Annotated in this window: 13 protein-coding genes, 1 tRNA gene, 1 rRNA gene and 1 pseudogene; 7 read left to right on the top strand and 9 right to left on the bottom strand. The window is 33.1% G+C overall.

All coding sequences use genetic code 11. From position 1 onward, the window contains the following. The first annotated feature begins 111 nt into the window (after window positions 1–111). Window positions 112–221 (top strand): 5S ribosomal RNA (rrf, locus tag BXU01_RS15090). Between the two features lie 172 nt (window positions 222–393). Here the strand turns inward: rrf and BXU01_RS15085 are convergent. The 3 genes from BXU01_RS15085 to BXU01_RS15075 are packed head-to-tail and all read right to left on the bottom strand — an operon-like array spanning window position 394 to window position 1,721. Then, window positions 394–753: a hypothetical protein gene (locus BXU01_RS15085; RefSeq protein WP_083693966.1), complete on the bottom strand. Its 360-nt coding sequence runs from the start codon at window positions 751–753 to the stop codon at window positions 394–396. Further along, on the bottom strand, window positions 750–1,370 hold the full coding sequence (locus BXU01_RS15080; RefSeq protein ID WP_083693965.1) for an alpha/beta hydrolase: 621 nt from the start codon (window positions 1,368–1,370) through the stop codon (window positions 750–752). Before BXU01_RS15080 ends, BXU01_RS15085 begins: the two co-directional genes overlap by 4 nt. Window positions 1,371–1,430: 60 nt before the next feature. Beyond that, the gene (locus BXU01_RS15075; protein WP_083693964.1) at window positions 1,431–1,721 is read right to left on the bottom strand and encodes a GNAT family N-acetyltransferase; all 291 of its coding nucleotides are present in this window, start codon (window positions 1,719–1,721) and stop codon (window positions 1,431–1,433) included. 592 nt (window positions 1,722–2,313) lie between these two features. Between BXU01_RS15075 and BXU01_RS15070 the strand changes: the two genes are divergently transcribed. Further along, a complete protein-coding gene (locus BXU01_RS15070; RefSeq protein ID WP_083693963.1) occupies window positions 2,314–2,505 on the top strand; it encodes a hypothetical protein in 192 nt (63 codons plus the stop codon). Between the two features lie 166 nt (window positions 2,506–2,671). Here BXU01_RS15070 and BXU01_RS23675 read toward each other — a convergent pair whose 3' ends face one another. The 6 genes and pseudogenes from BXU01_RS23675 to BXU01_RS15040 all read right to left on the bottom strand — a co-directional run bounded on the left by BXU01_RS23675 (window position 2,672) and on the right by BXU01_RS15040 (window position 6,414). Further along, window positions 2,672–2,842: a hypothetical protein gene (locus BXU01_RS23675; protein WP_165689795.1), complete on the bottom strand. Its 171-nt coding sequence runs from the start codon at window positions 2,840–2,842 to the stop codon at window positions 2,672–2,674. Between the two features lie 263 nt (window positions 2,843–3,105). Beyond that, window positions 3,106–3,186 (bottom strand) — tRNA-Tyr (locus BXU01_RS15060). Between the two features lie 566 nt (window positions 3,187–3,752). After that, window positions 3,753–4,139 (bottom strand): annotated as a pseudogene (locus BXU01_RS23670) (peroxiredoxin family protein); the annotation flags it as partial. 18 nt (window positions 4,140–4,157) lie between these two features. After that, the gene (locus BXU01_RS15050; RefSeq protein WP_055091564.1) at window positions 4,158–4,919 is read right to left on the bottom strand and encodes a DUF4369 domain-containing protein; all 762 of its coding nucleotides are present in this window, start codon (window positions 4,917–4,919) and stop codon (window positions 4,158–4,160) included. A 259-nt stretch (window positions 4,920–5,178) separates the two neighbouring features. After that, complete coding sequence (locus BXU01_RS15045; RefSeq protein WP_041515768.1) at window positions 5,179–5,619, bottom strand: KTSC domain-containing protein; 441 nt, start codon at window positions 5,617–5,619, stop codon at window positions 5,179–5,181. A 543-nt stretch (window positions 5,620–6,162) separates the two neighbouring features. Continuing rightward, window positions 6,163–6,414: a hypothetical protein gene (locus BXU01_RS15040; RefSeq protein ID WP_055091562.1), complete on the bottom strand. Its 252-nt coding sequence runs from the start codon at window positions 6,412–6,414 to the stop codon at window positions 6,163–6,165. Window positions 6,415–6,501: 87 nt separating this feature from the next. Here BXU01_RS15040 and BXU01_RS15035 point away from each other — a divergent pair, with 87 nt between their 5' ends. From BXU01_RS15035 to BXU01_RS15020, 5 genes are all read left to right on the top strand, one after another. Beyond that, window positions 6,502–7,044: a hypothetical protein gene (locus BXU01_RS15035; protein ID WP_083693960.1), complete on the top strand. Its 543-nt coding sequence runs from the start codon at window positions 6,502–6,504 to the stop codon at window positions 7,042–7,044. Further along, complete coding sequence (locus tag BXU01_RS23665; RefSeq protein ID WP_099708336.1) at window positions 7,044–7,193, top strand: hypothetical protein; 150 nt, start codon at window positions 7,044–7,046, stop codon at window positions 7,191–7,193. Before BXU01_RS15035 ends, BXU01_RS23665 begins: the two co-directional genes overlap by 1 nt. A gap of 225 nt (window positions 7,194–7,418) precedes the next feature. Continuing rightward, window positions 7,419–7,646 (top strand): hypothetical protein, encoded by a 228-nt coding sequence (locus tag BXU01_RS15030; protein ID WP_055091558.1) that lies wholly within the window; start codon window positions 7,419–7,421, stop codon window positions 7,644–7,646. Beyond that, window positions 7,636–8,016, top strand: a complete 381-nt coding sequence (locus tag BXU01_RS15025) for a YchJ family protein (RefSeq protein WP_083693959.1) — start codon at window positions 7,636–7,638, stop codon at window positions 8,014–8,016. The genes BXU01_RS15030 and BXU01_RS15025 overlap by 11 nt, the downstream gene beginning before the upstream one ends. A 106-nt stretch (window positions 8,017–8,122) precedes the next feature. Continuing rightward, window positions 8,123–9,241 (top strand): VWA domain-containing protein, encoded by a 1,119-nt coding sequence (locus BXU01_RS15020; protein ID WP_055091554.1) that lies wholly within the window; start codon window positions 8,123–8,125, stop codon window positions 9,239–9,241. Window positions 9,242–9,289: the final 48 nt, after the last annotated feature.

Genomic DNA, 9,289 nt, shown 5'->3' with positions numbered 1-9,289 from the left:
CAGTATGTTAAGATATTATTTTTAATTATGAATTGCTTCGCCTGTTCGCTATCGCTCGGGTGTGAATGCTCAATTGTTAATTAAAAAAGTTACCTCAAGTAACAACGACCTTAAGGTGGTTATTGCGGCGGGGCTCACCTCTTCCCATCCCGAACAGAGTAGTTAAGCCCGCCTGCGCAGATGGTACTGCAGTTATGTGGGAGAGTATGTCGTCGCCTTTCTTTTGAAAACCCTGATTCAAACGAATCAGGGTTTTTTGTTTTATAAAAAAACGGAATTATGCGGAACTCCCGCTTTTCTTAAAAAAATCCCCATCAATTGTCCGATGGGGATTTTTTTGTTTGTGGTACTTTGGGATTGAACCAAAAAGCAGGGAAAATATGTATCTTGCTGTTAAACCAAATCGGTTTTAATAAATATTGATTTACGAAGTTTTAGTTCAATATTTTTCGTTTTGTGCCCTTTTCCAGTGGTATCTTCCATCAATAGAATTGATCCGGTTTGAAAACTTCTTTTTTCTCCCAACGAAGTTTCGATTTCTACACCACCATCCAATAAAATTATATATTGGCGGTCTGGGGCATTATGAAAATCATAATCGTAAGAAGGATTAACTTCTCTAAAAACAATGGATTTTACGGGTTCATCATCAGATAAAAATCCGATATCACCATTATTCTTCAACGGAACCTCGAAGTCTTCAAATTGGCTTTCACCATTTATATCGCTGTAGATTCGGGTTATCTGTATCATTTTTTTGTAAAAACAAGTGCGTTAGCCAAATCTATTTCGTCCTGACTTATAGTATGGCCCATATTTTCATAGATCTTTTTAGTTACTGACGCGCCCATTTTTTTAAGAAGCGCTTCTGTTTCATTTACCCTTTCAACAGGAACATGAAAGTCAGGATCACTTGTACCGATGAAAACGGGCGTGTTTTCGAAGTTTCCGGTATAATGATCTTCATAAACCTTATCACCAATCAGTCCGCCTGTAAAAGCTACAATACCTCCATATTTTGCTGCATTTCTTGCCGTAAATTCTAAAGCAAGACAAGCTCCCTGCGAAAATCCGAGAAAATAGATATTCTCTTTTTCGATTCCGTTTTGCTGAACCGCCACAACAACCTGATGAATAGCATCTAATGATTTTGAAAAAGAAGGTTCATTCTCTTCAATCGGTACTAAAAAAGAATAGGGATACCAGGTTCTGTTTTCGGCCTGAGGAGCAACCAATGCAAAATCATCGACGTTAAGATGTCTTGCAATCGAAAGAATATCATGAGCGCTCGCACCGCGTCCGTGAATCATAATCAAGGCCTTTTTAGCATTATTTAATGACAAACCGTCTGTTATAATTTCTGTATTCATAAGTTTTATTTTTTAAATAGGAATTTGGATAACGTAAATTTTTACGCAGATTCATCAGATTTATTTTTTCCAGATATCAAGATATTCATCGGGATGTTTTTTGAATTGTGCGTGTACGTAAGGACAAAGCGGTAAAACCATTAAATTATTAGCACGCACATACGATGTCATTTCGTTCAGCAATTTTTTGGCATAACCTTTTCCTTCGGCTTCCGGCTCAACTCCTGTATGGTAAACGGTTAGTAAATCATTTTTTAAGCTTACCGTCATTTCGCCTAGTTTTTTGCCATCAACATAAAGATTAAAAGCGCCATGTTTTTTCTCGTCTAATTCTAGTTTTATTGTTTCCATATATTTTAAATTATATCATTATTTTTTTAGACTAAAGAGAACTAAAATTCATCTCTTAAAGATAAGCTATTATCATAAATCGAGAATTTTAAATCGAGGTCTCACTTAATTCGGGCTAAATATCTTTTACAAACTTACGGAAGGTTCGAAAGTCTATCCATTAACCTAGATTAAGAAAAAAATAATCTCGTTGTACTGAGATTACGGGTCTTTTTCAGGCTGCTTCTTTCACCAAATTAATACTGAGTAAGGAAGATGGAGTTAGAAAAGTTTTCTATCTAAAGAATTGGATCTTCAATCTTAGACCTGATATTGATATGCTTAAATGGTTTTATCAAATAGCAGTTTACTGCTTTTTTATTCATGTAATCATTTGTTATTCTGAAAGATACGGTCAATTTAAAATGAACAATATTTTAATAAATCTACAATATTTCTTTAAATCTTTAATATTTATAATTTTTGATAACTTTTCTATAGAAACTCCAGTTGTGTTTAGAATTAGTTTTGCTCTAACGAAAACCAACTCTATTGATTATAATTTTTATATCAATCTAAAATTATAAAATATAGAATTAAAAACTTAAGAAAAATGACAAATTACGATACACTAACAGAGGCGATAACTGTAAAGCAAGCAGAGGGATATACTTTTGATTTTAATCTTAGTAACTCAACATTAGACTGTAAAAAGTTAAATAGAACATTTGATTCTACTGAATTTAATGTGGATGCATTTTATCGATTTGAAGGAGATTCAAATCCGGACGATTCCTCAATTTAGCGCCTTCTTTTTCAGTTTTTGAGCCAGGATTGTATCTTTCTTTCTATTAGCAATCTGACCGTCAATTAACATGCTGGCTGCGATTATTTTCTTTGATTTTAGTTTTAATCCCAAATTGAATGACTGGCGGTTAAGTACAGAACAACTGTCGATATCATTTGGTGACTCATTCCTCATAATATAATGCAACTCGATTTAGAAGCCTGGCTTTTTTTGCCGGGTCTTTTTCAAACGGAAAAATTTTCTTTGCCTGCTCAAATTCTTTTTTAGTTAGTTTTTGAGCAAAGGCATTTACAGAAAACAAGATTAGCGTTGTAATGAGTAGAATTTTTTTCATATTTACTTTTTTATTATAATTTTTGAAAAATCAGAGAGGAAAATGTATCTAAAATTAAGAATATATTTCAGATACTAAATCATACCCATTTAGGAAGGATAAATCAATTTTTAAGCTCATTAGGCCAACACTAAAACTGCGTAATACAGTTTAGAAATTGAAAAGCATTATAAAAGAAAAAACCTGTAAATCCTAGGATTTGCAGGTTTTATCAAATTTTTGAAAAGATTTAAAAAGTGAACTTTTTACTCCTTTTACTTTTGTGGGGAGAGCAGGATTCGAACCTGCGAAGTTTTCACAGCAGATTTACAGTCTGCCCTCGTTGGCCGCTTGAGTATCTCCCCGATCTCAGCGTTAGTGCGCTTTGTTGTTCTAAGCGGTTGCAAATATAGGAACGTTTTTCATGTTTACAAACAAAAAATGAACTTAATTTTAAGTTATTTTAAAGTTATTTTTTAATTCGTTGGAATTGAATAAAATAAAAAATCTTATGTTGGGATATTTTTTTGATTTTTTTAAAAATATAGGATTATTCTTTAGCGTTTATTAGCTATTTTTTGCTTTTTATTCTGAGCGCTTAAGTCTAAATCAACCAGTTTTCCTAATAAATCAAGAATAAAGTTAATAGAAAAGATCGGCTCATATTATTTGTGATTGGATTTTTTATCAAATAATAATCCAAAAGAGATATTTATATTTAAAACCTTTTCGCGATGACTTTTTAAGAACGATATTGTACTATTTTACAAATAATAAGTAATAGTGATTTAGTGGCTTATAAATAAGTAAAAACGCCCCGAATGACCATAAATTAAAATTGAATCTTAAGTTATTCTTTTGCTTTATGTATTGAGCTAAACAAAAAAAAATCTCCACTAGGGAGATTTTTTATTTATTCTGAAAATTGATATTATTTAGCTAAAAGCTCTACTATTTTTGCTTTCAATTCAGGACCTCTTAAGTCTTGCGCAACCACTTTTCCTGATGCATCAAGAATAAAAGTTGCCGGAATAGATTCTACTCCGTATTGTTTTGCAATTGGCTCTTCCCAAAATTTCAAGTTAGAAACATGTGTCCAGGTTAAACCATCTTTTGCGATAGCTTCTTTCCACGCTGCTGCTTCTTTATCCAGAGAAACACCAATAATATTCAATCCTTTTGAGTGTAGTTCTTTATAAATAGCTACAACATTAGGGTTTTCCTTTCTGCATGGTCCGCACCATGAAGCCCAGAAATCAACGATAGTAACTTTACCTAAACTTTGTTTAAGCGATACTACTTTTCCTTCCGGATTAGGAGCTGAAAAATCGGCTCTTCAGTTAGGGCTACCAACAGGAGCTGCTGACGCACCAACTGCAGGCATTTTTGCTTGACCTAGTTTTGCTTTAATTTCTTTTCCAGGAGTACTGTTTTTCAAAGACTCATCTAAAGCATTGTATAAGCTTTCAGTCTTTTTAATATCAGCAGTTGGATCAGCGATCATACTTTGAATAATCAAAGCAGAGATGTATGCTTTTGGATGACTTTCAGCGTAAGCTAAATATTTCTTTTTAGAGTTTTCCTGAACTTCAGTTTGTAAAGTCATATATTGTTTCATCAAACCGTTGATAGTTGCTGTATCTTGAGCTTGTTGAGCTTGTTGCATTTTTTGAGTATTCTTTTTCTGAAAATCAACTAAACTTTTTTGAGTTTTTGTTAAATCCTCATTGAATTTTACGTACTCATCATTGTTATAAGTTCCTGAAACTTTAGATTTATGAATACTGTCTTTATCAATAGCAATACTAATTTCTCCAGTTTCTAATATAAAAGGGATTGGTCCGTTAGCACCCTGAAGGATTAAAGTATGAAATGCTGGTTCTGTTACTTTTCCTTTTATTTCGAATTTTCCGTTTTCAACTTTTACTGTGTCAAGAGATACCGCCATCTTTGTAGTAGGATCCTGACCTTGAAGAATGATTGTTTTTCCGTTTTCAATACCTGTTGCAGTTCCTGTAATTAGGTATTCTCCGTCTTTAACTTTGCTGCATGAAATAATCGCTACAGAAGCAGTTAGTAAAAAAAGTATTTTTTTCATTATAAAAAATTAATTAGTTAATTGATTTGTGCAACAAAAGTATCTAAAATTATAAAACATAAAGAATTTTGTAACCTAAAATTTTGTTATAGTTTTTTTTATGTTAATTCGCATCTAATCAGTGTGTTTATTGGTCTGATTTGATTTAAAACTCTTAATTATATCGTTATTATGAATCTAAATAGATAATTTTTTAATTTTTGTGCATAAAAAAAGCACTCTTGTAAGAGAGTGCTTTTGTAAATATTTTGATGTAAATCTATTCTTGATTTGTTTTCTTTCTCCAGGTAAAAGAGTTCAGAATGTGTCTTTTTGCGAATCTTCCAGGAGAATCAGCATTTACCATTTTCACGTAAGTTGCTTTAGGAACACTAATGTATTCGTAAACACTTCCGTTAGAGAAATCGATGATCAAACGGCCTTCAACAAATTTATAATCAGTAATTGATGAAGTTGCGATAGTCTCTGTGTATTCCGGTAAATTTGCTTTAATCGTCTCAGGATTAATACTTACCAAAAAGTGATAAGCCTCGATGATAGCCTTACTTTTCTCTTCTGCTTCTTTTAAACCTGCATCATCACCTTGAAATTTATCAGGATGAGATTCTTTCATCGCATTACGATAGATTGTTTTTAAATCTTTTAACTCTGCAGTTTTGTCTACGTTTAGTAACTTGCGGTATTCAACTATTTTTTTCATAAATAAGGTAACTACTTGTCTATTAGTTTGAAATTGAAATTAATTGTTCAAAAGACAAATTTTTTGCAAAGGTACACTTTTTTTTAACTTTTTACTTTTGATGCAAAAAATATTCTAAAAATATGTAAAATATTGATTCTGAATTCCAAAAACAATATTTGTCTCTGTTTAATAATAAGGAGCCATTTCCCGCTCCCGAAGCCTCGGGAGGTTAACCGTAAAGCACACAAAGTTTTTTTATTAAGCAGTTTGTAAAAAACACAAAGTTTGTGAATCTTTCATATTAATCAAGCTTTGCGACTTTGCGTCTTTGCGCGAAATTCTCAATGCTATGTTTAATAAGCGTCAAATTCAATCACGCAAAGACGCAAAGTTTTTTATTTACGAAATTTAATAAAATAAAAATTCGCAAAGCGAGGTATTCAACCAGCTTTGCGAACTTTGTGTTTTCTAAACGTTCCGTAAGATAAATTCTTAGCGCTCTTTGCGTTAAACTCTCATTTCAAACCTGAAACCTGAAACAAATCAAACCTGAAACAAATCTTATTTATCCTCAGATTTCTGATTTGCCTTATGAAAGTTCTTAGATTTCTTAGGATATTTATCATAGCTAATATCGCTTGGATTTTCAATCACGGATTTTATAGTAATCAATTCGCCTAAAGTATGATTAGCGTGTGCGATTTTATAATCTAAAAGATATTCACCACAAAAATAATTGTTGTTTTCATCTTTCTCCATGATGCCTGTATAAACTCCTTTTTGCAACATTTTCTCTTGTGAATCTTTAGACATGACCTTTTTATTTTAAAATTGAAGGTACAAAGTTAATCAATTTATGTTTGTTTTAGGGAGTTTTAGACAATCTGAGTATATTTGCACATGCAAAAAAACTTCAAGCCACATCCTAATTCGTTCAAAAATACGTTTTGTGTTTTTCATGAAGTGCTGCCAAATGAAATTGAAGGTTTAAAGAAACAGTTTGAAAGCAAAGCCGGAAGTACCTATTATTATACAGAAACCGGAATGTATCGCGTTTCAAATCATTGGGGAAGACTCGCAAACAGCAAATGGCGTTTGATCGCTCGTGATCCTGAAACCGAATCGAAAACCAAAATAGGATTTGCTGCCTGGAACGAATTTTATCCTGATAATGCTCAGGAAAAGCTATATTATATCGAAGCTAATTTTGATAAAAATACCGTAACATATCAGCACAAGAAAAACCCTGAATATGATGGAAAACCAGTTTTAAGAACTAGTTTTGAAACCACAAAACGAATCAAACAAATTAGAAATTTGCAGCAATTAACTTCATGGGCAAAGCATTTTGATTATGAAGATATAGATGATTTGCGAAAACAAATTATCACCGAATTGATTTATACTGAGAAAACTTTAGAAGAAATTAAAAGAGAAATATAATGGGACGCAACAACGAAAGGAATATCAAAAAACACAACGACAAATTGCACAAAGCCCAAAACAAAGTAAAACAGGCTGAAATTGCACGTAAAGAAAAGCTAAAAGAAATTATCAAGAAGTTTAACGAAGACAAAAAGGAAGAGAAATAAAAAAGTTTCAGGTTTTCTTTGTTTCAGGTTTCAGGTTTTTACAACGAGTAACTTGGAACTTGAAAGCTGGAACGTGAATTTTACCGCAAAGGACACAAAGATTTACGCAAAGTTCGCAAAGCTTTGCGAACTTTTTTTAGCCTTAGATATTTAAAAAAAACTTTGCGAACTTTGCGGTAAAATTCTCATTTCAACCTGAAACCTGAAACAAAAAAAACAAAAAATATGAAATTCGAAGATTTAAAAGTAAGTGTACAGGAAATTATTGACTTAATTGCTGCAAAAAACGATAGAGAAGCCAATAACAAATTGCTTGAAGTAAACGAAACTTTAGACGAAATGTTAGACCATGCAGAAGAAGATGAAGACTTGAGAGAAATAAGCAGATATCAGGTTTTATTAAATCAATTACACGTAAAAATTAACGGCGAAGAGCAAGTTGATGGAGAATAAAAAATGCTTTTGCGATACCGGTTTATTGTTTAAGGATTGCTGCGGATTATATCTTGAAAGTAATCAAAAAGCGCCAACAGCTTTGGCATTAATGCGTTCAAGATATTCGGCATACGTAATTCATAATGCCGATTATCTTTTGGAAACAACCTATATTTCTGAACGAAAATATTATTCAAAAGCAGAAATCTTAAAATGGGCAACAAGCAACAAATGGCAAAAACTCGAGATCTTAAGTTTTGCGGATACTACAGTTGAGTTTAAAGCCTATTTTCTGGATTCAAACCATCAGCCGCAGGTTCATTATGAATTTTCTACTTTTAAATTCGAAAATAATGCCTGGTATTATGTTGACGGAAAGTTTGAATAATTGCTAAATTCATAAGGAATTTCAACGGGTTTTGTTTCAATATTTTAACTAAAAATTAATAAACGTTTCTTTTTTCATACTTCTAAAATAGCTTAATTTTAGAAGTATGAAAAACGAATTTAAAAAAGGTTTTTATTTTAAGACGTACGAAGCCCCATTTCAGTCTCCGTTTGATAAACTTTTTGGGATTTTCAAAGAGCTAATCACCCATACTTCGGGCGATTTTGATGAAGCTATAGACTGGCTTCGGGAGTTGGATAAAGAATATAAACTTACCGACGAAAACTACACAATCGATGATTTTATCGAAGATTTAAAAAAGAAAGGTTACATAAAAGACGAAGTAAAAGAGGACGGAACCGGCGGTTTTGGAATCACTGCTAAAACAGAACGCGCAATTCGTCAGCAGGCATTAGATCAAATCTTCGGAAATTTAAAACGTTCCGGAACCGGAAATCACAAAACCAAACATGCTGGAAATGGAGATGAGCATACCGGCGAATTCCGTGAATTTAATTTTGGAGATGGTTTAGAGCGTATTTCGCTAACCGAAAGTTTGCGAAATGCCCAAATCAACAACGGAGTGGAAAGTTTTATGCTGACCGAAAATGATTTGGTTGTCGAAGAAACGCAATACAAAGCTCAAATGAGTACCGTTTTGATGATCGACATCAGCCACAGTATGATTTTGTATGGAGAAGACAGGATCACGCCAGCGAAAAAAGTGGCGATGGCACTAGCCGAATTAATCACAACGCGTTATCCAAAAGACACACTTGATATTTTGGTTTTTGGGAACGATGCCTGGACAATCCCAATTAAAGATTTACCGTATTTGCAAGTTGGTCCGTATCATACAAACACCGTTGCAGGACTTCAATTAGCGATGGATATTTTGCGCAGAAAGCGAAATACCAACAAACAAATTTTTATGATTACAGATGGGAAACCAAGTTGCGTGCGCGAACGTGACGGTTCTTATTATATGAACAGTAACGGACTGGACGAATATATTGTAGACAAATGTTATACTCAGGCGCAGCAAGCCAGAAAATTACACATTCCGATTACGACGTTTATGATTGCAAACGATCCGTATTTACAGCGTTTTGTGAATCATTTTACCGAAGCGAACCAGGGAAAAGCATTTTATACCGGACTTAAAGGTTTGGGCGAAATGATTTTTGAGGATTATGAAACAAATAGGAAGAAGAGGGTTAGGTAGTTTTTAGTCTCAGTCGCAGTGTCAGTCTCAGTTTGCAGCTGTCACGCT

Origin of the sequence: [Flexibacter] sp. ATCC 35103 (genome assembly GCF_001975985.1) — a bacterium.
GTDB lineage: Bacteria > Bacteroidota > Bacteroidia > Flavobacteriales > Flavobacteriaceae > Flavobacterium.
Note: the sequence above shows the minus strand (reverse complement) of the source record. Positions and strands in the feature narration are given on the sequence as shown.

What these genes read in the sequence shown, in the direction of transcription:
- BXU01_RS15080 (WP_083693965.1), bottom strand. Translation starts at nt 1,370, where the DNA reads ATGAATACAGAAATTATAACAGACGGTTTGTCATTAAATAATGCTAAA.
- BXU01_RS15085 (WP_083693966.1), bottom strand. Translation starts at nt 753, where the DNA reads ATGATACAGATAACCCGAATCTACAGCGATATAAATGGTGAAAGCCAA.
- BXU01_RS15040 (WP_055091562.1), bottom strand. Translation starts at nt 6,414, where the DNA reads ATGTCTAAAGATTCACAAGAGAAAATGTTGCAAAAAGGAGTTTATACA.
- BXU01_RS23675 (WP_165689795.1), bottom strand. Translation starts at nt 2,842, where the DNA reads ATGAAAAAAATTCTACTCATTACAACGCTAATCTTGTTTTCTGTAAAT.
- BXU01_RS15030 (WP_055091558.1), top strand. Translation starts at nt 7,419, where the DNA reads ATGAAATTCGAAGATTTAAAAGTAAGTGTACAGGAAATTATTGACTTA.
- BXU01_RS15075 (WP_083693964.1), bottom strand. Translation starts at nt 1,721, where the DNA reads ATGGAAACAATAAAACTAGAATTAGACGAGAAAAAACATGGCGCTTTT.
- BXU01_RS15050 (WP_055091564.1), bottom strand. Translation starts at nt 4,919, where the DNA reads ATGAAAAAAATACTTTTTTTACTAACTGCTTCTGTAGCGATTATTTCA.
- BXU01_RS15020 (WP_055091554.1), top strand. Translation starts at nt 8,123, where the DNA reads ATGAAAAACGAATTTAAAAAAGGTTTTTATTTTAAGACGTACGAAGCC.
- BXU01_RS15035 (WP_083693960.1), top strand. Translation starts at nt 6,502, where the DNA reads ATGCAAAAAAACTTCAAGCCACATCCTAATTCGTTCAAAAATACGTTT.
- BXU01_RS15025 (WP_083693959.1), top strand. Translation starts at nt 7,636, where the DNA reads ATGGAGAATAAAAAATGCTTTTGCGATACCGGTTTATTGTTTAAGGAT.
- BXU01_RS15070 (WP_083693963.1), top strand. Translation starts at nt 2,314, where the DNA reads ATGACAAATTACGATACACTAACAGAGGCGATAACTGTAAAGCAAGCA.
- BXU01_RS15045 (WP_041515768.1), bottom strand. Translation starts at nt 5,619, where the DNA reads ATGAAAAAAATAGTTGAATACCGCAAGTTACTAAACGTAGACAAAACT.
- BXU01_RS23665 (WP_099708336.1), top strand. Translation starts at nt 7,044, where the DNA reads ATGGGACGCAACAACGAAAGGAATATCAAAAAACACAACGACAAATTG.